General features: G+C 43.7%; 23 protein-coding genes and 1 riboswitch. Of the genes, 16 read left to right on the top strand and 7 right to left on the bottom strand.

Annotated elements, in window-relative coordinates:
• The first annotated feature begins 309 nt into the window (after nucleotides 1-309).
• Together AC3EBE_RS13420 and AC3EBE_RS13425 are read left to right on the top strand one after the other, a co-directional pair.
• Complete coding sequence (locus AC3EBE_RS13420) at nucleotides 310-1,893, top strand: PAS domain-containing sensor histidine kinase (protein ID WP_488595544.1); 1,584 nt, start codon at nucleotides 310-312, stop codon at nucleotides 1,891-1,893.
• Nucleotides 1,894-2,013: 120 nt separating this feature from the next.
• The gene (locus AC3EBE_RS13425; RefSeq protein WP_488595545.1) at nucleotides 2,014-2,598 is read left to right on the top strand and encodes a DUF2087 domain-containing protein; all 585 of its coding nucleotides are present in this window, start codon (nucleotides 2,014-2,016) and stop codon (nucleotides 2,596-2,598) included.
• 282 nt (nucleotides 2,599-2,880) lie between these two features.
• Here AC3EBE_RS13425 and AC3EBE_RS13430 read toward each other — a convergent pair whose 3' ends face one another.
• Nucleotides 2,881-3,663: a carbon-nitrogen family hydrolase gene (locus AC3EBE_RS13430; RefSeq protein ID WP_488595546.1), complete on the bottom strand. Its 783-nt coding sequence runs from the start codon at nucleotides 3,661-3,663 to the stop codon at nucleotides 2,881-2,883.
• 132 nt (nucleotides 3,664-3,795) lie between these two features.
• Between AC3EBE_RS13430 and AC3EBE_RS13435 the strand changes: the two genes are divergently transcribed.
• From AC3EBE_RS13435 to AC3EBE_RS13460, 6 genes are all read left to right on the top strand, one after another.
• On the top strand, nucleotides 3,796-4,989 hold the full coding sequence (locus tag AC3EBE_RS13435; RefSeq protein WP_488595547.1) for an aminotransferase class I/II-fold pyridoxal phosphate-dependent enzyme: 1,194 nt from the start codon (nucleotides 3,796-3,798) through the stop codon (nucleotides 4,987-4,989).
• Nucleotides 4,990-5,060: 71 nt separating this feature from the next.
• Nucleotides 5,061-5,169: riboswitch (SAM riboswitch) on the top strand.
• Between the two features lie 97 nt (nucleotides 5,170-5,266).
• Complete coding sequence (gene mtnW, locus AC3EBE_RS13440) at nucleotides 5,267-6,490, top strand: 2,3-diketo-5-methylthiopentyl-1-phosphate enolase (protein ID WP_488595548.1); 1,224 nt, start codon at nucleotides 5,267-5,269, stop codon at nucleotides 6,488-6,490.
• Entirely contained in the window at nucleotides 6,487-7,149 is a 663-nt protein-coding gene (locus AC3EBE_RS13445) for a 2-hydroxy-3-keto-5-methylthiopentenyl-1-phosphate phosphatase (RefSeq protein ID WP_488595549.1), read from the top strand. The genes mtnW and AC3EBE_RS13445 overlap by 4 nt, the downstream gene beginning before the upstream one ends.
• A complete protein-coding gene (locus tag AC3EBE_RS13450; protein WP_488595550.1) occupies nucleotides 7,146-7,781 on the top strand; it encodes a methylthioribulose 1-phosphate dehydratase in 636 nt (211 codons plus the stop codon). The genes AC3EBE_RS13445 and AC3EBE_RS13450 overlap by 4 nt, the downstream gene beginning before the upstream one ends.
• 338 nt (nucleotides 7,782-8,119) lie before the next feature.
• On the top strand, nucleotides 8,120-8,659 hold the full coding sequence (locus AC3EBE_RS13455) for a 1,2-dihydroxy-3-keto-5-methylthiopentene dioxygenase (RefSeq protein WP_488595551.1): 540 nt from the start codon (nucleotides 8,120-8,122) through the stop codon (nucleotides 8,657-8,659).
• A 165-nt stretch (nucleotides 8,660-8,824) separates the two neighbouring features.
• Nucleotides 8,825-9,070 carry an aspartyl-phosphate phosphatase Spo0E family protein gene (locus AC3EBE_RS13460; RefSeq protein ID WP_488595552.1) on the top strand — a complete coding sequence of 82 codons (246 nt, stop codon included), beginning with the start codon at nucleotides 8,825-8,827 and terminating at the stop codon, nucleotides 9,068-9,070.
• Between the two features lie 49 nt (nucleotides 9,071-9,119).
• On the opposite strand, the gene AC3EBE_RS13465 is transcribed toward AC3EBE_RS13460, so the two are convergent.
• Entirely contained in the window at nucleotides 9,120-9,854 is a 735-nt protein-coding gene (locus AC3EBE_RS13465; RefSeq protein WP_488595553.1) for a ZIP family metal transporter, read from the bottom strand.
• Between the two features lie 397 nt (nucleotides 9,855-10,251).
• Here AC3EBE_RS13465 and AC3EBE_RS13470 point away from each other — a divergent pair, with 397 nt between their 5' ends.
• Genes AC3EBE_RS13470 through AC3EBE_RS13485 form a run of 4 tightly spaced genes read left to right on the top strand, consistent with a single transcriptional unit; the run spans nucleotide 10,252 to nucleotide 13,704 of the window.
• Complete coding sequence (locus AC3EBE_RS13470) at nucleotides 10,252-11,079, top strand: electron transfer flavoprotein subunit beta/FixA family protein (RefSeq protein ID WP_488595554.1); 828 nt, start codon at nucleotides 10,252-10,254, stop codon at nucleotides 11,077-11,079.
• A 27-nt stretch (nucleotides 11,080-11,106) separates the two neighbouring features.
• Nucleotides 11,107-12,132 (top strand): electron transfer flavoprotein subunit alpha/FixB family protein, encoded by a 1,026-nt coding sequence (locus AC3EBE_RS13475; protein ID WP_488595555.1) that lies wholly within the window; start codon nucleotides 11,107-11,109, stop codon nucleotides 12,130-12,132.
• On the top strand, nucleotides 12,125-13,420 hold the full coding sequence (locus tag AC3EBE_RS13480) for an FAD-dependent oxidoreductase (protein ID WP_488595556.1): 1,296 nt from the start codon (nucleotides 12,125-12,127) through the stop codon (nucleotides 13,418-13,420). Before AC3EBE_RS13475 ends, AC3EBE_RS13480 begins: the two co-directional genes overlap by 8 nt.
• Nucleotides 13,420-13,704: a ferredoxin family protein gene (locus AC3EBE_RS13485; RefSeq protein WP_488595557.1), complete on the top strand. Its 285-nt coding sequence runs from the start codon at nucleotides 13,420-13,422 to the stop codon at nucleotides 13,702-13,704. The genes AC3EBE_RS13480 and AC3EBE_RS13485 overlap by 1 nt, the downstream gene beginning before the upstream one ends.
• Nucleotides 13,705-14,049: 345 nt before the next feature.
• Here the strand turns inward: AC3EBE_RS13485 and AC3EBE_RS13490 are convergent, their stop codons facing one another.
• Complete coding sequence (locus AC3EBE_RS13490) at nucleotides 14,050-14,385, bottom strand: hypothetical protein (RefSeq protein ID WP_488595558.1); 336 nt, start codon at nucleotides 14,383-14,385, stop codon at nucleotides 14,050-14,052.
• A gap of 215 nt (nucleotides 14,386-14,600) precedes the next feature.
• Here AC3EBE_RS13490 and AC3EBE_RS13495 point away from each other — a divergent pair, with 215 nt between their 5' ends.
• A complete protein-coding gene (locus AC3EBE_RS13495; RefSeq protein WP_488595559.1) occupies nucleotides 14,601-15,128 on the top strand; it encodes a hemerythrin domain-containing protein in 528 nt (175 codons plus the stop codon).
• A gap of 59 nt (nucleotides 15,129-15,187) precedes the next feature.
• On the opposite strand, the gene AC3EBE_RS13500 is transcribed toward AC3EBE_RS13495, so the two are convergent.
• Complete coding sequence (locus AC3EBE_RS13500) at nucleotides 15,188-15,385, bottom strand: hypothetical protein (RefSeq protein ID WP_488595560.1); 198 nt, start codon at nucleotides 15,383-15,385, stop codon at nucleotides 15,188-15,190.
• Between the two features lie 82 nt (nucleotides 15,386-15,467).
• Nucleotides 15,468-16,700 carry an MFS transporter gene (locus AC3EBE_RS13505; protein WP_488595561.1) on the bottom strand — a complete coding sequence of 411 codons (1,233 nt, stop codon included), beginning with the start codon at nucleotides 16,698-16,700 and terminating at the stop codon, nucleotides 15,468-15,470.
• Between the two features lie 146 nt (nucleotides 16,701-16,846).
• On the opposite strand from AC3EBE_RS13505, the gene AC3EBE_RS13510 reads away from it, so the two are divergent.
• The gene (locus AC3EBE_RS13510) at nucleotides 16,847-17,839 is read left to right on the top strand and encodes a phosphotransferase enzyme family protein (RefSeq protein WP_488595562.1); all 993 of its coding nucleotides are present in this window, start codon (nucleotides 16,847-16,849) and stop codon (nucleotides 17,837-17,839) included.
• A gap of 273 nt (nucleotides 17,840-18,112) precedes the next feature.
• Here AC3EBE_RS13510 and AC3EBE_RS13515 read toward each other — a convergent pair whose 3' ends face one another.
• A complete protein-coding gene (locus AC3EBE_RS13515; RefSeq protein WP_488595563.1) occupies nucleotides 18,113-18,856 on the bottom strand; it encodes a TPM domain-containing protein in 744 nt (247 codons plus the stop codon).
• Nucleotides 18,857-18,858: 2 nt separating this feature from the next.
• A complete protein-coding gene (locus tag AC3EBE_RS13520; RefSeq protein ID WP_488595564.1) occupies nucleotides 18,859-19,428 on the bottom strand; it encodes a LemA family protein in 570 nt (189 codons plus the stop codon).
• A 205-nt stretch (nucleotides 19,429-19,633) separates the two neighbouring features.
• On the opposite strand from AC3EBE_RS13520, the gene AC3EBE_RS13525 reads away from it, so the two are divergent.
• Together AC3EBE_RS13525 and AC3EBE_RS13530 are read left to right on the top strand one after the other, a co-directional pair.
• On the top strand, nucleotides 19,634-20,074 hold the full coding sequence (locus AC3EBE_RS13525) for a MarR family winged helix-turn-helix transcriptional regulator (protein ID WP_488595565.1): 441 nt from the start codon (nucleotides 19,634-19,636) through the stop codon (nucleotides 20,072-20,074).
• Between the two features lie 128 nt (nucleotides 20,075-20,202).
• Nucleotides 20,203-21,897, top strand: a complete 1,695-nt coding sequence (locus tag AC3EBE_RS13530) for a M3 family oligoendopeptidase (protein ID WP_488595566.1) — start codon at nucleotides 20,203-20,205, stop codon at nucleotides 21,895-21,897.
• Nucleotides 21,898-21,918: the final 21 nt, after the last annotated feature.

Here is a 21,918-nt window from a genome sequence, read left to right on the forward strand (position 1 = left end):
CTTCCTTTGTAGCTTAAAGGGGTTTGGATTAACATTCCAACCCCCTTTCTGTCAGTTTTAAATACCTCTGGAATAGGTAACCCTTTTTTAAAAAAACAGGCTTCAGGAAATCCGTCAATAAAACCCTTTCTGTATCGAAGATTATGTATGAGGGATTAGATAGCCCTTTCTATATTCAAAAACAATCATCCAATGATTAATCGTTTGAAATATCTGATAATTTACAGCGAATTCGACTATTAAAAAGGATTTTTAGGTACTCGTGTAGAAACTACTAGAAAAAAGGGATTCTGAATAGGGGGCTTTCTGGTGAGCAGTGCTAACAGCATAGACGAAATTAAGGCGCTTAAAGAGAGAATAGCAGCCTTGGAACAGGAAAATTCCTCATTAAAAATGTTAATACATAAAGAGCAAATAAAGGCAGCAGACTGCTCATCAGGTCCGGTGACAGTACAGGGGCATGGCAAGAGTTTCAAAAGCAAATTTATTGAAGATGACGGCCTATTCAGGAATTTGTTTTTTGAGACACTTGATGGAATCGTTTTTTGGGAAAAGAGCGGAAAAATCATTGCTGCAAACGAAGCAATATGCAAGGTTTTGGGGCTATCGATTGAGGAATTATTAAAGTATAAGATTAATGATTTTATTTATCAGAAAGATGAAAAATATAGTGAAATGAAGAAAGCCATTTTCGAAAAAGGGGCATTGCGGGAAGAGGCATTCTTTTTGCTGCCAAATGGGCGGAAAAAGCTCCTCGAGTTCACTGTGAAGCTGAACGCAGGTAACGGTTATCATATGACAATAGTCCGTGATGTGAGCGAACGGTATCGCATGGAACAGCAGCTAAGGAGAAGCGAGGAGCGATTCCGTAAAATTTTTGAGGGGTCACTCGAGGGGATGATCCTTTGGAATGACAACTGTCTAAGCTATGAAATAAACCCTTCTGGAATGGAAAAGCTGGAGTTGAAGTCTGAGGACCAAAGCAGCCTGAATTGCAGGGAGCTATTCGTAAAGCTGGGAATCAGCGAAGAAATTATTCAGGAGAAAACGGATGCTCTTCTTAGAAAAGGAAGATTGGATGACAGGATAACCTTACAATTTGGAGAAGGCAGGATGAAGCATTTTGAATACACAGTCAAACACCATCTTGTAGACAGCCTGAATCTTATCGTGTTCCGGGATATTACCGAAAAAGTAGAGATGGAAGCGCAGCTGAGGAAATCGGATACATTGAATATGCTTGGTGAATTGGCTGCGGGAATTGCACATGAAATCCGCAACCCCATGACAGCGCTGAAGGGATTTATCCAGCTTCTTGAAAGCAGTACAGGAGATGCCTATTCCTTGTACTTCCAGGTAATCACAACAGAGCTTCAAAGGATTGACTCGATCATTAATGAGTTCCTTATATTGGCCAAACCTCAGGCAATCAAGTATATAGAAACTGATATAGCGAAGATCATGAGAGAAACGGTAGATCTTTTAAATGCCCAGGCTGTCCTCCACGATGTCCAGTTCAGAACCAGGTATGAAGATGGACTGGGAGAATTGCTGTGCGAACCGAACCAATTAAAAAAAGTTTTCATCAATATCATCAAAAATGCCATTGAGGTCATGCCGAAGGGCGGCTTTGTGACTGTCGAGATCACCAAGGAGCAGGGGGAAAGGATCCATATCTCCATCAGGGATGAAGGAGAAGGCATACCTGCCGATAAGGTAAAGAAGCTAGGAGAGCCATTTTACACTACGAAGGAACGAGGAACCGGGCTTGGGCTGATGGTCAGCTTTAAAATCATTGAAGAGCATGGCGGAACGATAGAAGTAGAAAGTGAAATCGGCCGTGGCACCACCTTCCATATTTTTTTGCCAATTAAAGCAAAGCAGTCTGACTGATTATGAGCCGGACTGTTTTTTCTTGCTTCTTTTGATAAATAGGCTTTTAATTCTTGAGGATATGTTGTATATTTGATATATACCTAATTAGATGATTATTTAATTTGATGGAGTGATTTTATGCAGCTCGACAGGATTGTGGCCTTTCATAAAACAATGGGTGACCCGACAAGAATCAGGATTGTGGCCCTGCTTTCAAATGGTCCGCTACATGGGCAGGCAATAGCCGGAAAGCTTGGGCTTACTCCTCCTACCATTACGCACCATATAAAAAAAATGCGGGATATAAATGTCATATATGAGCGCAGGGATAAAAACACAATTTACTTCCACTTGAACAAATCTGTAATCAAGCAGCAGGCGCAAACACTGACAAGACTATTTGAGAAAAAAGAAGGGGAGGTGGAAGCAATGATTGAATTGAATACAGAGAGGCAAAAGGTCATTGAAAACTTCTTTACGAAGGAAGGAAAGCTGAAGAATATTCCTGCCCAAAGAAAGAAAAAGCTGATGGTATTTGAATATATCGTCAGAGGATTAAAATCAGGGAAAAAGTATCCTGAAAAAGAATTGAATGAATACATCATGAAATTCCATGAAGACTATGCAACCATCAGAAGAGAATTCATTATTAACCATTACATGTATCGGGAGAATGGCATTTACGAATTGAACCCGGAGGAAATGTGGGCAAAGCCGGAATAATAGCGAAAAACCGCACCAGAAAGAAAACTGGGCGGTTTTTCATATTTTATAGGAATTTTAAAAAAAATATTTTTATGTGGTTACCTATTCGAGGTGTCTAAATCCAGCTCCAGCGCCTAGCCCCTCGAGACACTTGTCTAGCTGCGGGCTTCTAACTCCTCGAGACACTTGTCTAGCTGCGGGCTTCTAACTCCTCGAGACACTTGTCTAGCTGCGGGCTTCTAACTCCTCGAGACGCTTCGGGGCTGAACGAACAATGCGCGTGCGCTTTTTGTTCTTGCATTAATAGAATTCAGGTCTGCGGTCAGCAAAAATAGGGATTCTGCCCCTAGCCTCTTTAACCTGGTCTAAATTGATTTCCGCAACCAGGAGCTCCTCGCCTTCCCCTGCCTCAGCAATGACATCTCCCCAAGGCCCGATAACCATCGAATGGCCCGCAAACGTATTGTTTGGGTCAGATCCTGAACGATTGCAGGCGATAACATAGCACTGGTTTTCAATTGCTCTGGCAATCAGCAGCGCCCGCCAATGCTCAAGTCTTTGGATCGGCCATTCAGCAACGACAAATATCGCCTCTGTCTGCTCAAGGGCATGGGCCCGTACCCATTCTGGGAAGCGGATATCATAGCAAATCAGCCCTGCGAATTTTTTGTCTTCGAGAGTGAAAATACCTTTGCTGCTTCCCGGGGCAAGATACAAATGTTCATCCATCAGCTGAAAAAGATGCAATTTGCTGTACTTGCCGGCTTGCGCTCCTTTTCTGTCGAACACGAGCATGGTATTTTCGATGCCTTGGGCCGTCTTATTCGCCACGGAACCGCCGATAATGTTGGCACCGTGCTTAACGGCCAGCTCTTTCAAAAAAGCGGAAGCTTCGCGTGCTTCTTCATCCGATTTTTCCTGAAGATTAGCCAAATCATAACCCGTCGTCCAAAGCTCAGGGAGAACTATGATATCAGGGTTTTGGGAGCTGGCACGATCAATCAGCCCAGCAGCAGCTTTATAGTTTTCTGCAGCATTTCCAAAAGCAATGTCCATTTGCAGACAGGCTATTTTAAATTTCATCACGTATCACCGCCATAGATATCTGAAAATTATTTCTTTACAAGTTACTATTTACGTTATATCATTTGTGACTAGAATTTCAAATTAAAATTTTCAAATATTTATAACTTAATACCAAGCAGGTGAGAAAATATGGAGTTTCAACAGTCAGAATTACTGAAAAGCCTGCCCAAGCAATTCTTTGCTTCTCTCGTACAAAAAGTAGGGAGATACACAGAACAGGGGGCAGACGTGATTAACCTTGGCCAGGGTAACCCTGACCAGCCCACTCCCGGACATATCGTGAATAAACTGAAGGAAGCTGCTGAGAATCCATTGAACCATAAGTATTCGCCGTTCAGGGGAATGCAATCCTTGAAGGTAGCGGCAGCTGAGTTTTATAAAAGAGAATATGATGTCGAACTGGATCCTGAAGAAGAGATTGCTATTCTATTTGGCGGGAAGGCTGGCCTTGTTGAAATTCCCCAATGCCTGCTGAATCCAGGGGAGACGATACTCGTTCCTGATCCTGGCTATCCTGATTATTGGTCAGGTGTAGAGCTGGCAAAGGCAAAAATGGTTACCATGCCGTTAAGAGAAGAGAACAGCTTCCTGCCGGATTACTCTGAGCTTGCACAAGAAGATATTCACAATGCAAAGCTGATGTTCCTAAACTATCCTAATAATCCTACAGGAGCAGTTGCAGACGAGGCCTTTTTCCTGGAAACAATCAAGCTTGCAAAGGCGAATGAAATCTGTGTTGTTCACGACTTTGCATACGGCGGTATCGGGTTCGACGGGAAACGCCCATATAGCTTCTTGCAGGCAGAAGGTGCGAAGGATATCGGCATTGAAATCTATACTTTATCTAAAACTTACAATATGGCAGGCTGGCGCGTAGGGTTTGCTGCAGGAAATAAGAGTGTGATATCCGCTATCAACCTGCTTCAGGACCACATGTATGTAAGCCTGTTTGGTGCTGTACAGGAGGCTGCCGCAACGGCACTGCTCGGTCCTCAGGACTGTGTCGCCGAATTGAATGAACGATACGAATCGCGAAGGAATGTCTTAATTGACGGTTTGAACAAGATCGGCTGGGAGGTCACGGCTCCAAAAGGATCTTTTTTTGCATGGCTGAAGGTCCCAGAGCCGTTTACTTCTGTTGAGTTTGCTGACTTTTTGCTGGAGAAGGCTCACATTGCCGTAGCACCAGGGATCGGGTTTGGCGAATTTGGAGAAGGCTTTGTAAGGGTAGGATTGCTCACGTCAGAAGAACGGCTTTCAGAAGCTGTCAGCAGAATTGAAAGCTTGGAAATTTTCAAAAAAAATATTGACAATGATTTATGAACCTGACATAATACTAATTAGTAAAATTACTTTAACCAATTAAACCAATTAAATAACTCAATTAAATTATTTTCTTATCAAGAGCAGGCGGAGGGACGAGCCCGATGAAGCCCGGCAACCGATCCAGCATATTTGCTGGGCACGGTGCTAATTCTTGCAGCGGAAGCTGATAGATAAGGAGATGTTAGTTTGTTTATCTAACCTCTTCTTTTCGAAGAGGTTTTTTTTATTCAAATTTTGACCAGTGAATGAATGCTATGGAAGGAGATTGAACTTCATGAGTGAAATTACTGCAACTTATATCGTCCATGATGCAAAGCATAATCCAGAAAAAAAAGCAGAGGGAATCGCCCTGGGATTGACGGTAGGGTCATGGACCGATTTACCTGAGCTGGACCAGAAACAGCTGAAAAAACATAAGGGAAGAGTCGTATCTGTCGAAGGAACCGGAGTTGATCATAATTCAGAAACGGTAGCGACGATTAAGATCGCATATCCAGCGCTTAATTTTTCACCCGATCTGCCTGCCATTTTAACAACAGTTTTCGGCAAGCTCTCACTGGACGGAAAGGTGAAGCTCGTGGACCTGAATTTTGGCGATGAACTGAAAACTTCATTTCCAGGTCCTAAATTCGGAGTTGATGGTATTCGCAACAAACTGGATGTGCATGACCGGCCCCTGTTGATGAGCATTTTCAAAGGTGTCATCGGCCGTGATTTTGACTTCCTGCTAAAACAGCTTAAAGAACAAAGTTTGGGCGGAGTGGATCTGATTAAGGACGATGAGATTCTATTCGAAAACGAACTTACGCCTTTCGAAAAGAGAATCGTGCTTGGAAAGCAGGCTTTAAATGAAGTCTATGAAACTACTGGCCATAGGACATTATACGCGGCCAACTTGACTGGCCGGACATCACAGCTTAGAGACAAGGCGAGGAAGGCTGCTGAACTTGGCGCCGATGCATTGCTGTTCAATGTGTTTGCCTACGGCTTGGATGTACTTCAGGAACTGGCTGAGGATGAGGAGATTCCGCTGCCAATCATGGCACATCCTGCAGTAAGTGGTGCATCCACTTCATCAGCGGATTACGGGTTTTCCCATTCGCTGCTGCTTGGCAAGCTCGTTCGCTATGCAGGAGCAGATTTCTCCTTATTCCCTTCGCCATATGGCAGTGTAGCACTGGAAAAACAGCAGGCTATTTCAATTGCACAAGCTTTAACTGCAGAAGATAGCTTTAAAAAGACATTCCCAGTACCATCAGCTGGCATACATCCTGGGATGGTCCCGCTTTTAGTAAAAGATTTTGGAATTGAATCAATCATCAATGCCGGCGGCGGTGTCCATGGACATCCAGGCGGTGCCCAGGGTGGAGGAAGGGCCTTCAGACAGGCAATTGATACGGTGCTGCAGGGCAGGACACTTGAAGAAGGAGCACTTGAGCACGAAGAATTGCGTACAGCGATCAAGCTGTGGGGTACTGCCGAGGCGGTCGCGAAATGAGCAAACCAGTGATATTTTGCGATTTTGACGGAACAGTTACCGAGAAGGATAACATTATAGCGATAATGGATCAATTTGCTCCTCGGGGATGGGAGGAACTGAAGGATAGGGTGCTCGATCGAAGCATCTCCATCAGAGAAGGCGTTGGCAGGATGTTTGCACTCCTGCCTGTGAGCCTTAAGGAAGATATCATCCGGTTTGCAGTCGAGAAAGCAAGAATCCGCCCGGGATTTCAGGAATTCCTTGGTTTCGCTAAGAATGAAGGGATTCCGGTTTACATCGTCAGCGGCGGCATAGATTTTTTTCTTGAACCAATCATAAGCCAGTTCGGGCCTATTGCTGGCGTATACTGCAACAGTTCTGATTTTACACGCGATACAATCAAAATTGAATGGCCAAACAGCTGTGATGAACACTGCTCGAATGATTGCGGCTGCTGTAAGCCATCAATCATCAGACAGCTTGCCGACGATGAAACATACAAGATTGTCATTGGTGATTCAGTTACCGATTTGGAAGCAGCAAAGCAGGCGGATCATGTTTTTGCAAGAGATTACTTGAAGGACAAATGCGAGGAATGGGCGATTCCATATACTCCTTTTGAAACCTTTTATGATTGCATTGAGGCTCTTAATAAAAAGACAGGGGTGAGAGGATGAGCATCTTAGAAACGAAATGGGAAGAATTGGCGGATGTGAAATCAGAATTGGCAGAACGTGACTGGTTCATGGGAACAAGCGGAAACCTGGCAATCAAAGTGAACAGTGATCCGGTACAATTCCTTGTAACGGCAAGCGGAAAGGATAAACGGAAGCGGACTGATGAAGACTTTTTGCTGGTCGACCAGTTCGGCCGGCCTGTGGGAGAAACCCACCTGAAGCCTTCTGCCGAGACTTTACTCCATGTAGAGGTTTACAGGAAGACAAATGCAGGCTGCAGCCTGCATGTCCATACGATAGACAATAATGTCATTTCCGAGGTATACGGAGACAGAGGCGAGGTTCAATTTCAAGGTCAGGAATTAATCAAGGCATTTGATAAATGGGAGGAAGATGCTGTCCTCAAAATTCCCATTATTCCGAATTATGCCCATATTCCAACGCTGGCCAAGGCATTTTCCGAGCATGTAAAAGAAGATTCAGGAGCAGTCCTGATCAGGAATCATGGAATTACCGTCTGGGGCCGCAATGCATTCGAAGCAAAGAAAATCCTCGAAGCAACCGAGTTTTTGTTCCGCTATCAGCTAAGGCTTCTGGAGCACAAACCATTTCAATTGTTTAAAGTAGTTTAATTAAAAATCAGGCTGTTTTCACAAAGATTGTTTCCTTCATCAATGTTGAATTTAGAGCTTGTTGCTCTTCGTTCCAGGCGCGCAGACTCCTTTGGGATGCAGCGGGACAGGTGAGACCCCGCAGGAGCGCAGCGACGAGGAGGCTCACCGCACGCCCCGAGGAAAGCGAAGGGCCTGGAACGGAAATCAACAGACTTTTATTACAAAGCCTTTAAAAAAAACATATGTTCACCTTTTTTGAAAATGGGTGTTTTCTTTCAAAAGTTTATAAAACAGCAACAAAGTATTAGAAAAGAGCCGAAAATAAAGAATCCAGTAAATAAAAGGAGAGAATGAACATGGCATACATCGTTAAACAAAATTCACAAGAACGGATCATTGAGGAACAGGAAGTAGCAGCTTTTTTAAACGCGCAGGAAGTTATTTATGAAAAATGGGATATCGCAAAGCTTCCAGCAAGCCTTCAGGAAAAATTCCTGTTGACGGACGAAGAGAAGCAAGAGATTCTTGAAGCTTTTAAGGAAGAAATCGAGGATATTTCTGCCCGCAGGGGATATAAAGCGCAGGATGTAATATCCTTGTCTGACAACACTCCTAATCTAGACCAGCTGCTGGCAAACTTCAAACAGGAGCACCACCATACAGATGATGAAGTTAGATTCATTGTCAGCGGCCATGGGGTTTTTGTCATCCAGGGGAAAGACGGCGAATTCTTTGAAGTTTTCCTCGATCCAGGAGATTTGATTTCTGTTCCGGAAAATGTACGCCACTATTTCACACTGCAGGAGGACCGTCAAGTGGTTGCGGTTCGTATCTTTGTAACCACTGAAGGCTGGGTGCCGATTTACGAGAGCGATAAAGTAAGCCAGCAATCTTAATTAAACTATAGAAGAGATTTGTCGAAGAAAAAAATTATCGCCAAGAAATTTGTCTTATTTTGCGAATTTATTTACATTGATACAAGCATTTGCAATAATTTTTCAAGTAATCTTTTATTTATTAAGTAATTAAAGCAATAGAGGATTTATAGGAGGAATTATGAGGTGTATCAATCCCAATTAGCTTTATTGAAGGAAATAGATCGCAAAAGAGAAGAAATGGTGTCTGTTGCCCAGCAAACTGGTTTTACGAGCGAAGAAACAGTCCGCTGCAGCCAGGAATTAGACAAATTAATATATGAATATCAAACGTTATGCAGGGAGACAGAAATCCAAAGGCAAAGAGGCAAGCTTCTTTTCAGGCAGATGATCCTTTTGACAAAGAAACAATATGTTTTAGCCTATGCATAGTCAGCTAACCCGAGCCCCAATAATATAGCCACTGCCCTTAGGGCGGTGGCTAAAACATTTCTATGAGGAGTATCATGAATAAAAGTCCTGTGATAAACGAATAGGTCGAGGACCTTTCATTTCCATCACCGTGGCTTTCAGGTATAAGTTCCTTATAAATGATGAAAAGCATAGCCCCTGCTGCAAAAGCAAGTCCATAGGGAACGAGGAAGTTGACATAGGATGTAGAAAAATAACCTAGCATCGACGTCACAATTTCAATTGCCCCGGTCAGAGTTGCGATGATAAAAGCTTTGAACTTGTTAATATGCTGGTTGATCAGGAATAAGGCTACCAAAAAACCTTCCGGTGCATTCTGAAGGCCGATAGCAAAAGCAATAAGATTGCCTGTATCATTGCCCTCTGGTGATGCATAGCTGACACCGACAGACAATCCTTCAGGAATGTTGTGGAGGGTGATTGCTGCAATGATCAGCAGCGCCTTTTCATCAAATTGAATCTGTTTGTTCGAATGCTGCAGATCAATGTGGGGAATATTTTTTTCCATGAAAGTCAGAGTCAATACCCCAAGGAAAACCCCTATTGCCAGTTCAAGGAATCCCCCCTTATTCAATGCTTCGGGAATCAGCCCCATTGTCGAAGCTGCCATCATGATCCCTGCAGTAAACGCCAGCAACGAGTCTCTCCAGCGATGTGTAACAGCCCGGTGCATAAAAAGAATGAGTAAAGCCCCGAGGCCTGTGGACATCGCCGAAAGCAAGCTTCCAATCACTACTGTACCCAACTCAATTTCCCCTCCTTTTTGAAGAGAGCATTAAAATTTAACAATTTGCTCAAAAATTCACGATAAATTAACTGGCTGTGATAATTGTCATAGTTTTTAATTAAACATTTTAGATATTTTTAACATAGAAAGGTTTTTATCACCAAATTGCTCCCGCACCTCATCAAGCTCTCAGCAGCGTAATACCATTTTATACAATGGGCTTCATTATGTTCATGAAATTTCCGGAATTCCAGCTTACTTTCAAAAATAAACCTCACTGTATTTGTCACTTTTTCAATTGTTGGTACTATGCTTGTAAAGCGATTCATATATCGTACTACATAGCATTTATTTTTTTGCCAAACATAAAACGCTTACATTTTGCCTTTAGAACTTTAAGGAGGAGAAAAAGGATATGCACATTGTTGTTTGTGTCAAGCAGGTGCCCGATACAAAGATCATCAAAATCAATCCGAAGACGAACACTCTGGACCGGCGCAGCGCACCGGCTATCTTGAATCCTTATGATGCCCATGCAGTCCAGGAAGCAGTAAAAATCAGGAATAAAACCGGAGGGACGATTTCTGTACTTTCGATGGGGCCGCCACAAGCAGTCGCCGTCATTAAGAAGAGTGTGGAAATAGGAGCTGACCGCGGCTATTTAATTTCGGACAGGGCCTTCGCAGGAGCCGATACACTTGCGACCAGCTATGCGTTATCAAAGGCACTTGAGAAGATTTCAAACGAAATGCCAATTGATCTGGTCATTTGCGGCAAGCATGCCATTGATGGTGATACAGGGCAGGTTGGGCCAGGAATTGCAAGACGCCTTGATATCCCGCCTGTGACGAATGTAATCGAAGTTTCCGAGGTTAATAAGGAAGAAAAGTATGTTCATATCAAGCGAAAACAGATCAATGGCTATGAAGTGATCCAGTCGCAATTGCCTTGCCTGTTGACAGTAGAAAAGGAAATCAATGATATCGAGTATGCCCCGCTGCCGAACATGATCAATGCAGCGCGTTATGAGCCTGTCATCTGGTCTGTGAATGATCTTGGCGAGGTCGACAGGACCCAGCTGGGACTGAAGGGATCGCCGACGATCGTTGGCAAGATGTTTACCCCTCCCAAGCTGGAAGGCGGGAAGAGAATTGAAGGAAACGCAGATTCCCAGGTGGAACAGCTTATGGGGATCTTAATGGAAAGAAAAGACCTTCTTAAGTTAACAGCGGCCAACTCTTGATTCTGATTTTAAAGGGGGAACAATAGCATGGAAGGAAACCAGGGAGTCTGGGTATTCATAGAAGTAAACGAAGGGAAAATCGAAGGTGTTTCACTTGAATTGCTTGGTGCTGGCAGGAAGCTCGCAGACAAGCTTGAGGTTCCGCTGTCGGGAGTGATGTTAGGTGAAAATGTCCTTCCCTTGGCAAATGAAGTAATTTACGCAGGAGCAGACCAGGTGTATGTTATTGACCATCCCGTTTTGAAGGATTACCGGACGGAGTCTTTCATGAAGGGTGTCTGCGCCCTTGCTGAAAAATACAAGCCAGAAATCTTCCTGTATGGTGCAACCCCTAATGGAAAAGACCTTGCAAGTGCGGTTGCGACTGATTTGAGTACTGGCCTTACTGCAGATACAACGATGCTCGATGTGGATGTTGATAAGAGGCTGCTGGAGGCCAGCCGTCCAGCTTTTGGCGGTAATATCATGGCAACCATCCTATGCAAGAAGCACAGGCCGCAAATGGCCACGGTCCGTCCTAAAGTCATGAAGGCGCTGGAAGCGGATGCCTCAAGGAAAGGGATCATCATCGAGGAAAAATTGGATCTTCACGAGGAAGATATGCGCACAAAAGTGATCAAAATTGTGAAGGACGTAACAAAAAAGGCGAGCCTTGCCGAAGCTCATGTCATTGTGGCAGGAGGTAAAGGGCTTGGCGATATACAGGGCTTCCAGCTGATTCATGAATTGGCAGAAGTAATTGGTGCAAGCGTAGGCGGAACGAGGGATGTAGTAGAGGCTGGCTGGCTAAAACATGAGCAGCAGGTTGGCCAGACTGGTGAAACCGTTACGCCGAAAATCTATTTTGCAATTGGGATTTCCGGGGCGATCCAGCATGTTGAGGGAATGAAGAACTCAGAACTGATCATTGCCATCAATAAAGATCCGAATGCTCCGATTTTCGATGTAGCGACATACGGAATTGTTGGTGATGCACTGGAAATTGTACCAAAGCTAATCCACCAATTCAAAGAGCTCAGCAAAGAGAAGGGCGGGGAAATGAGCTATGCCTGAAAAATTTGATGTAATCGTCGTAGGAGCAGGTCCTGCAGGCACTTCTTGTGCTTATAACTGTGCCAAGAAAGGCTTGAAGGTATTATTGATTGAGCGCGGGGAATACCCGGGAAGTAAAAATGTAATGGGAGGAGTTCTTTATCGAAAACAGATGGAGGATATTATCCCTGAATTCTGGAAGGAGGCACCGCTTGAGAGACCAGTTGTTGAACAGCGCTTCTGGATGATGGACAAAGAGTCGGTGGTCCAGTTCGGATATAAGGGTCTCGAATGGGCCGTTGAACCATATAATAATTTTACAGTCCTGCGTGCGCAATTTGACCAGTGGTTCGCCCAGAAAGCTGTGGAGGCTGGAGCTCTATTAATCAATGAAACTGTTGTAACGGAATGTATTGTCGAGAATGGAAAGGTGATAGGAGTTCGCACTGATCGCCCTGATGGTGAGGTCCATGCTGATGTAGTCGTCCTTGCTGATGGTGTGAATTCCTTGCTATCCAAGCAGCTTGGTTTCCACAGGGAATTCCGCCCAGATGAAGTCGCTCTTACTGTCATGGAGGTTATCAATCTTCCTAAGGATAAAATCAATGAGCGCTTTAATCTTGAAGGAAACCATGGTACAACGATTGAAATCTTTGGGGATTCTACAAAAGGCAACCTTGGTACTGCATTCTTGTACACAAACAAGGAGAGCTTGAACATCGGGGTTGGAACAACATTATCAAGTATGATCAAAGCGAAGCTCAAGCCGTATGAGCTATTGGATTATTTGAAAAAGCATCCGATGGTGCGACCATATCTTGAAGGCGGTGAATCAGCTGAGTACCTTGCCCATTTAATACCTGAAGGCGGATACCATTCCGTTCCCCGGGTTGTTGGCAGCGGAGTCCTTGTAGTAGGAGATGCAGCCCAGCTAGTAAATGCCATCCATCGTGAAGGCTCCAATATGGCAATGGCATCAGGACAGATGGCTGCAGAAGCGATCGTGGAGGCAAAGAAGGATGGCGACTTCAGTGAAAGAAGCCTTAACCGCTACAAAGAAGCGTTATTCGGAAGCTTCATTATCAAGGACCTTGAAAAGTATAAGGATGCAGCCCATACCTTTGAGAAATATCCGCAGTACTTCAAAGAATATCTTCCAATGATGAACCAGGCAATGAGTAAGTTCTTTACTGTAGATGGTACTCCTAAGAAAGAAAAACAAAAGCAGATCATACGCAGCATGACATCAGAAAAGGGAACGCTTAAGGTAATGCAAGATATCTATCGTGCCTGGAAGGCGGTGAAATAATGTCAACGACAAACATCGAGGAAAAGCAATATCTGATCAGGTTTAAGTGTGACACAAAATCGCATCTGACTGTACTGGATCACGACATCTGCATGACTCAATGTCCTGACAAGCTTTGTACGGTTTTCTGCCCGGCAGAGGTATACAAATGGGAAGGAAAGCGAATGCAGGTAGGCTATGAAGGCTGCCACGAATGCGGGAGCTGCCGTATTGGCTGTCCATACCAGAATATCAAGTGGGAATATCCCAAGGGCGGTCACGGTATTGTATTCAGGCTTGCCTAGTTATCAGCATGGCTAAAAGCAGCTGGCGGACAATTCAAGTCCCGCCAGCTGCTTTCATTTTGTACACCGTTGGAAAAACGATATAGATTGAATTGAGAAAGGAGTATCAATGATTGGATCAAAGGTGGTTGAGCCGTGGAGGTTTCAGGCGCATGCAAAAGATATAAAACAAAATATAGCAAAAACTGCTCAGCTATAGCCAATTTTTTTTTGATTATTGTCATAAGAAAAGCGAATCAATTCATTTTTTATGGGATTTTTCCATTGGCATCATATGTAAGTTTTTTCACATAAGGGATCAAAAAGAGAAAAGCTAAATGGAGGAGGATGAGGAGAGTTTTAGGTTCAGCTGATTTTTTCCTGCAGGCGTACCGCGTGAAGCTGATCATGCCGGATTTTCATTTCTATGTTCCCGGCTGCATCGACAGCATCATCAAAGCGGTCGAAGAGGGATGATGAATAGACAGGTGTGCACCCATCGTAGAACCCAAAGGCATCAGATTTATAAATAGTGACGTTCCAGTGGTAATATTCGCTGCCTTCAGCGGGGGTGCCCTGGAGACCGATCAATAAATGGGTATGGAGCAAATCTGGATGTTCATCCAGAAAAGCCTTTTTATCACTCTGGCCAGCCTGGATCAGAGCTTTTTGATAAAAGTCTCGATAATATTCATTTTGCAAGGTAACTCACTCCCTTTGCTATAAGCTATAACTTCATTATATGTAAGGTTTCTAGAAATTTGAAGGCGAATTGTTAAAATTTTTTGAAATTTTCACAAAGTGTCATATTTTATTCAAATTTCCCCGGTTATATGCAATTTGTGATGGCAATCACAACCCAGTCAGGCAAAGAATTCTATACTAAGAGTATCTTAACGGTATGGGAGGAAATAAAAATGACTGGCTGCATGAGTGGAATGGATTTCAATTCTAAATTTAATTTATCCGAAGGGCTTCAGCAATTGAAGGATGAGCATCCGCCTTTATTGGTAATGCTGGACGAGCTGCTCAAGCTCTGCGAGAAGATAGAAGCAGGAGAACAAATGGAAGAGAACTTTGGATTGCTAAGACCTGCAGTAATTGACTTCCTGGCAGAGCTGGAGCCGCACTCAGAAAGGGAAGAAGGCGTCCTCTTTGAGATGATGGCTGCGTACATCGGCCGTGAGATGGGCCCAATTGCTGTGATGGAATATGAACATGATCAGGCCAAGAGATTCATCGGCACCTTCCTCCATCAAACAAAGGACGAAACAGCAGAATTTACTAAAGAACAGATGATTGAAAATGCAACTCTGATAAAAAATGCAAACTATACACTTGTCAGCCACTTCTCTAAGGAAGAGGGCATCCTTTTCCCAATGGCTGAGAATATGCTGACTGCTGAAGAAAAACATGAGCTTGCTGAACGCATCAGATTGATTTAAAAAAATGAAAAAGGTGAAGCGGAGGGGCAAAAATTCCCGTACGCTTCACCTTTTTATCGTTAAGCTTCCTCCGTAATTGTCACAAGCTTAATGTCCTTTGTATCGAATCTGTAGAAGGTATGGTCCTCGCTGGTGAATTCAATGATTCCTTCCTGGTCTTTCGCGTCCTGGATGGCATCTGAAATGTCCTCTCCTTCAATCGGGCGCGAAACTGAAAAATCCTTTTCAAAAAAATAATTGATTTTAAACTTAGACATGGTGATCTCCCTTCATTACTATACTCATTACATTTTTCCTTACAGGGAGACTGTCTAAACATTTTTCTGCAAATGGAAAATTTTAATTGTTCCATTTTGCCAGCGTTTCATCTGAAGGAAGGAATAGCGTCAGAATTCCTAGAATCGGAAGGAAGCCTACTCCAATTATCATAGTTGTTAATCCGAACATGTCTGCAATCGTTCCAAGGCCGACTGAACCGATTGCACCCATTCCAAAAGCAAGACCTACTGTCAGGCCAGCCATCGTGCCGATTTTTCCCGGAACCAGCTCCTGGGCATAAACGACAGTGACTGAAAAGCTCGACATTAGGATAAAGCCGCTAACCAATAGCAGGATAAAAGCGGCAGCTGTTGGGACAAACGGGATGATGACGGATAATGGAGCAGTCGCTATCATAGAAAGGAAAATAACATTCTTCTTCCCGAAACGGTCTGCCAGAGGCCCTCCAAAGAATGTGCCAAAAGCACCTGCAACGAGGAAGGCGAAAAGGAACATTTGAGATTCCCTGATTGATAGGCCATATTTGTCGATGGCATAAAACGCATAGAAATTAGTCATTCCCGATATATACCAAGAGCGCGCAAAAATCAGGAAAAGTATCAGTAGCAGTGCAATCTTGACATTTTTTGTAATACCCTTGTTTACTTGCTTCCCCGTTTGCTTCGCTTTTGCGGCTATCTTTTCCAAATTCAGTTTGCGAGAATACCAGACTGCAATGTAAATCAGCAGAGCGACAGCAATTGCTGCCACCAGGGTGAACCAGGCAGCACCTATTTGGCCAAGGGGAACAAGGATTAGTGCTGTTATAAGCGGAGCAAGTGCCTGTCCGGAATTCCCTCCAACCTGATAAATCGATTGGGCAAGTCCCCTGCGAGGTCCAGCGGCCATATAGGCTACCCTTGATCCTTCAGGATGGAAAACAGCTGATCCCAGCCCGATGAACAGGACGGACAGGATAACGAATTCAAAGCTTGAGGCGAAGGCCAGCCCCAGTACGCCAAACATCGTCGAGGTCAATCCGATTGGCAATGCGAATGGCATTGGTTTTTTATCCGTTGCCATGCCGATCATTGGCTGAAGCAATGAAGACACGATATTCAGCGAAAAACCTATGATTCCAAGCTGTGTAAACGTAAGTCCCATTGATTTTTCGAGGATTGGAAACATGGCTGGTATCACGGATTGGATTGAGTCGTTCAGCAAATGGACGAGCCCAATGATAAAAAGGATTTTATATGCTGTTTCGTTTTGTTTCTGCGGTTTGATTTTGACAGCTGCAGCAGATTGAGTCATAGTTGTCTCCTTTGGGAATTATTTCGGTTTCCTACATTTTATTTTACAAAAAAAGTCTCCAGATAAAAATAGCTTTTATAATTAAAAATGTGATGTAATATAATTTGAGTATTGCGAAAAGTAAAATAAACGAGGGGAAAAGGGATATGGAAAAGTCGGTTGATCAATTAATGACAGAAAGGATTCTGAATGAATTCCTGGAATCGTATGGACTTGAAAAAGAAGTGAAAAAGCTTGGCGATTTCGAAAACTATGTTTATGAGACCTGCCAAGGTGAAAAAGCTTATATTTTAAGGATTACACACAGCTCACACCGAAGAGGGACTGACATTCTTTCTGAACTTGACTGGATGCAGCACCTGCATCGATCAGGTATTTCTGTTCCTGAGGTTTATGAGTCCAGAAAGGGTCTTCTGGTCGAAACCATCCCTGCAGGTGATGGCAGTGAATTTTATGGCTGCCTTTACTCCAAGGCTGCCGGGAAACCGGTGAGTGTCCGTTCTGAAAAATTTGATGCTCAGCTGTTCAAGGCATGGGGTGAGACAACTGCGTTGATGCACCAAGCAACAAAAGGATATGAACCTGCAGATGGGATTAAAACCAGGAACAGCTGGGAAGAGGATGAAATACTGGAAGTTGAGAAGTATTTTCCAACAGGCGAATTCCAGCTTGTAGAGAATGCAAGGGAGCTGTTAGATCGCATAAAAAAGCTGCCAAAAAATACAGATACATATGGATTGATTCACACAGATATCCATTCAGGCAATTTTTTTTATGATGGGGAAAAGATTCATGTATTTGATTTTGATGATGCTTGCTATCACTGGTTTGCATCTGACATTGCCATCCCGTTATTTTATTCAATTTTTTATCAGATCCCGCCAGAGAAACAAGCCGAGAGACAGCGTTTTGGAGATTCTTTCCTGGCAGCCTTCATGGATGGGTACAAAAATAATAACAATTTACCAGAAGGTTGGAAGGCACAGCTTCCATTATTCCTGATGCTGCGTGATGTTGTTTTATACGCAGTCCTCCACAAAAAAATAGCCCCTGAGGACAGGGGTGAGCGTTTGCTGCGCATGATGGAAGAACTGAGGGAGAGGATTAAAAACAAACGACCAATCGTTAACGTTAACTAACGCTGTCGATTGTTTTTCTTCACTAAGGTATAGAAGAAAAATGTTCCTCCCAGAAGAAGAACGGCCAACAGCGAAAAGAACAATATCCCTATTTGATCAATCATGGTACTTAAAAAAATGAGAAGGACCAGATCTGTAACGATTCCTGCAATTAATAGAATATTTGGGTTCATGAAATCACCTGCCTTCTATCATAGTTATTGTATAGAGTTTAAACAGATGTTATGCAAAAAAACACCAGATCCATTAGTGATCTGGTGTTTTTCCAGTTTGTTACCATCCGCGGCTGGCACCGCCGCCACCGGAGGATCCGCCCCCGCCCCCGCGCGGTCCACCGCCACCACCACCTCCACGGGAGATAATCGATAAGAGGAGGTAGGTAAGTGTTCCGCCAAAAAACATAAAATCAAGAACAACTACTCCGATTATGATGATAATCAACAGCCAGGAAGGAATAGGGAAATCCTGCTGCTGGTCCTGCTGCTTTTGACTGGGGGCACTGCCGAATTCATTTGTTCCGGCAACTTCGCTGGCCAGTGCTTGATAAGTGTTCATTACGGCTAGATTTGGCTGCCCGTTTTTTAGATGGGGGATAGCATATTCATCAAGAATTCTCCCTGCTTTCCCATCGGGGATGATGCCTTCAAGGCCATAACCAACCTCGATCCTGATTTTTTTCTCTTTCATCGCAATGACGAGCAGGACACCGTTATTATTTTCGGTTGTCCCAAGTCCAAATTTGCGATAAGCTTCAACGGAATATTCTTCAATGCTCGTTTCACCGATTGAAGGAACGGTGAGCACGGCGATTTGGGAGGTTGTCTGGTCATCAATCGATCTCCCCAAATTCCGCAGCTGTGCTTTTTCATTGTCGTTTAATACATTCGCGAAATCCTGTACATAAATATCCCCAACAGGTGCCGGAATTTCACCAGGTGCCGCGATTGCTCCGGCTGGAAGCAGCATTATCAGGATAACAAGAAGAGCTGCTGATCCGGAGAATCTTTTATGGCTCATTGTCAGCCCCCGAAATCAACAGCAGGAGCTTCTTGCGCCCGTGGATCCGCTTTGAAGTATTCCTTTTCGTCAAATCCTGTAATGTTCGCGACGAGGGCACCCGGGAATTGCTTAACTTTTTTGTTGTAGACAGATACTTGGTCATTATAATCCTTGCGTGCAACTGCCAGTCGGTTTTCAGTACCAGCAAGCTCATCCATAAGTTGCGTAAACTGCTGGTCAGCTTTTAAATTTGGATAGTTTTCGACTACCACTAGCAGTCTGCTTAGAGCATTTGAAAGCTCTGCGTTAGCTGTTGCCTGTTCTTCTGGTGTCCTGGCACCAGCCAGTCTCGCTCGCGCGTCTGAGATGGACTGGATAACCTCTTTTTCATGTGCAGCATATCCTTTTACAGTGTTCACGAGGTTAGGAATCAAGTCCAGCCTTCTCTGCAGCTGGTTTTCCACCTGGGCATATGCCTGGTTCACGTTTTCTTCCTCGCTCACAAAGCTATTATAGCTGCCAACTCCCATCATGATAAAAATGCCGAGTATAACTGCCAATCCGATAATGATGCCTAATCCTTTTTTCATTCGATAGCCACTCCTGTTTCTATGATGTATAGGTCATGACGGTATTTTTCCCTAACTTACTTGGGTTTTAAACTTCAGGGTTTTAAAACTTGCCAGGCGTTGAAGATAGATTTTAGAATAAAATAAAGGGAAATACTGATAAAAACCATAATTTCAGCTATACTCTACATAAAGATAAGTCGTTATAGGTAAAGGAATGATTTAAATGAATAAAGAGAGTACAGACCAATCCTTAAAGCTGTTCATCGTCCTGTCCCGTGCATATCGGGCAGTGAATGAGAAAGTGAATAAAGTCATCCAGAAGAATGGACTGAATCCTACGGAATTTGCTGTTCTTGAGCTTCTCTACCATAAGGGCGACCAGCCATTGCAGCAGATTGGCGGCAAGATCTTGCTGGCAAGCGGGAGCATCACCTATGTTGTAGACAAACTCGAGGAAAAAGGCTATCTGAACAGGGTTGCATGCCCAAAGGACCGCAGGGTGACATATGCAAGCATCTCTGAAGAAGGAAAGAACCTGATAGAAGGAATGTTTCCTGAGCACAGTGCCCTGATTCATGAGTTGATGAGCAGCCTAGCTGATGATGAGAAATCCCAGGCAATTGTCTTGCTTAAGAAGCTGGGGCTTTCCGTCGGGAAATATTGACATAACGGCTATTTTGGCCGTTTTTTTATTTTGTTTTTCCGTAAATAAAAGGATATCTGGAATTTCCGTAGAATAGGATAGTGATGGGGATTCGCTCAATCCAATAAAGAGAAAAAGGGGGCATTACCATGAGATTTGAGCAATATACATATGTTCGCCCAAATTTGGACGAAATTACTTCAAATTTCGACCAGCTGCTTGAGAAATTCAAGAATGCTGGTTCAGTAGAAGAACAAAGCACTGCGATGAACGAAATCAATGAACTGCGAAATGATGTAGGGACCATGTTCAATCTTTGCTATATTCGCCACTCCATTGATACAGAGGACGAATTTTACAAGGGTGAACAGGATTTTCTCGATGATCTTGCACCTCAAGTAGAGGGACTGGTCACGAAGTATTATGAAGCGCTGGTTTCATCTCCATACAAAGCTGAGCTTGAGGCAAAATGGGGCCGCCAGCTATTCGCTCTGGCAGAAGCCCAGTTAAAACAATTTTCACCTGAAGTTGTTCCATTGATGCAAAAAGAGAACAAACTGTCAACTGAATACACAAAGCTTGTTGCTTCGGCGAAAATCATGTTTGATGGAGAAGAGTATACACTTGCACAGCTGGATCCTTTCACTGAATCAAAGGACCGTGATACAAGAAAGCGGGCAAGTGAAGCAAAGTTCGCGTTTTTCTCCGAGCATGGAGAAGAATTCGACCGGATTTATGATGACCTTGTTAAGGTAAGAACTGAAATCGCACATAAGCTGGGCTATAAGAACTTTGTTGAATTAGCCTATTATCGTATGTTCCGCACGGATTATAACAGCGAAATGGTTGCTGCGTTCCGTGACCAGGTGCATCAATATATTGTACCTGTTGCCACTAAGCTCAAGGAGCGCCAAAAAAACCGGATTGGCGTGGGAGAGCTGAAGTTTTATGATGAGCCATTTGACTTCAAGACCGGGAATGCTGCACCAAAAGGAAGTCCTGAATGGATTATTGAAAACGGCCAAAAGATGTACGATGAGCTTTCTAAAGAAACGGGCGAATTTTTCCGTTACATGAATGATAATAACCTGATGGATCTGGTGGCCAAGAAGGGAAAAGCAAGCGGGGGTTACTGTACCTATATTGAGAATTACAAATCGCCATATATCTTTTCAAACTTCAATGGTACTTCAGGAGATATTGATGTTTTGACGCATGAAGCAGGGCATGCTTTCCAGGTGTACTCCAGCCGCCATTTTGAAATTCCAGAGTATTACTGGCCGACATTTGAAGCATGTGAAATTCATTCAATGAGCATGGAGTTCTTCACATGGCCTTGGATGGAGTTATTCTTCAAGGAAGATACAGATAAATATAAATTCTCCCATTTGAGCAGTGCATTGCTCTTCCTGCCATACGGCGTATCTGTTGATGAATTCCAGCACTGGGTTTATGAAAATCCAGAGGCAACACCAGCTGAGCGCAAGCAGCAATGGAGGGAAATAGAGAAGAAGTATCTTCCGCATAAAGATTATGATGGATTTGCATACCTGGAGGAAGGCGGCTTCTGGCAGCGCCAGGGCCATATATACAATTCTCCGTTCTATTATATCGATTATACACTGGCGCAAATCTGTGCTTTCCAGTTCTGGAAACGCTCCAGAGAAAACCAGGAGGAAGCTTGGAAGGATTACGCAAATCTGTGCAAGCTTGGCGGCAGCATGGCGTTTACAGAGCTTGTGAAGGCTGCTAACCTGATTTCTCCTTTCGAAGAGGGATGCGTTCAATCGGTTATTGGTGAAATTGAGGGCTGGCTCGATTCAGTGAATGATCGTGAATTGTAAAAAATTAAGCGAAGCCTGTTG

Source organism: Mesobacillus sp. (assembly GCF_057785455.1).

Coding starts and splice junctions, on each gene's coding strand:
- AC3EBE_RS13530 (WP_488595566.1), top strand. CDS start 20,203: ATGAGATTTGAGCAATATACATATGTTCGCCCAAATTTGGACGAAATT.
- AC3EBE_RS13425 (WP_488595545.1), top strand. CDS start 2,014: ATGCAGCTCGACAGGATTGTGGCCTTTCATAAAACAATGGGTGACCCG.
- AC3EBE_RS13515 (WP_488595563.1), bottom strand. CDS start 18,856: ATGAGCCATAAAAGATTCTCCGGATCAGCAGCTCTTCTTGTTATCCTG.
- AC3EBE_RS13480 (WP_488595556.1), top strand. CDS start 12,125: ATGCCTGAAAAATTTGATGTAATCGTCGTAGGAGCAGGTCCTGCAGGC.
- AC3EBE_RS13505 (WP_488595561.1), bottom strand. CDS start 16,700: ATGACTCAATCTGCTGCAGCTGTCAAAATCAAACCGCAGAAACAAAAC.
- AC3EBE_RS13445 (WP_488595549.1), top strand. CDS start 6,487: ATGAGCAAACCAGTGATATTTTGCGATTTTGACGGAACAGTTACCGAG.
- AC3EBE_RS13485 (WP_488595557.1), top strand. CDS start 13,420: ATGTCAACGACAAACATCGAGGAAAAGCAATATCTGATCAGGTTTAAG.
- AC3EBE_RS13475 (WP_488595555.1), top strand. CDS start 11,107: ATGGAAGGAAACCAGGGAGTCTGGGTATTCATAGAAGTAAACGAAGGG.
- AC3EBE_RS13450 (WP_488595550.1), top strand. CDS start 7,146: ATGAGCATCTTAGAAACGAAATGGGAAGAATTGGCGGATGTGAAATCA.
- AC3EBE_RS13455 (WP_488595551.1), top strand. CDS start 8,120: ATGGCATACATCGTTAAACAAAATTCACAAGAACGGATCATTGAGGAA.
- AC3EBE_RS13525 (WP_488595565.1), top strand. CDS start 19,634: ATGAATAAAGAGAGTACAGACCAATCCTTAAAGCTGTTCATCGTCCTG.
- AC3EBE_RS13520 (WP_488595564.1), bottom strand. CDS start 19,428: ATGAAAAAAGGATTAGGCATCATTATCGGATTGGCAGTTATACTCGGC.
- AC3EBE_RS13430 (WP_488595546.1), bottom strand. CDS start 3,663: ATGAAATTTAAAATAGCCTGTCTGCAAATGGACATTGCTTTTGGAAAT.
- AC3EBE_RS13500 (WP_488595560.1), bottom strand. CDS start 15,385: ATGTCTAAGTTTAAAATCAATTATTTTTTTGAAAAGGATTTTTCAGTT.
- AC3EBE_RS13495 (WP_488595559.1), top strand. CDS start 14,601: ATGACTGGCTGCATGAGTGGAATGGATTTCAATTCTAAATTTAATTTA.
- AC3EBE_RS13435 (WP_488595547.1), top strand. CDS start 3,796: ATGGAGTTTCAACAGTCAGAATTACTGAAAAGCCTGCCCAAGCAATTC.
- AC3EBE_RS13510 (WP_488595562.1), top strand. CDS start 16,847: ATGGAAAAGTCGGTTGATCAATTAATGACAGAAAGGATTCTGAATGAA.
- mtnW (WP_488595548.1), top strand. CDS start 5,267: ATGAGTGAAATTACTGCAACTTATATCGTCCATGATGCAAAGCATAAT.
- AC3EBE_RS13470 (WP_488595554.1), top strand. CDS start 10,252: ATGCACATTGTTGTTTGTGTCAAGCAGGTGCCCGATACAAAGATCATC.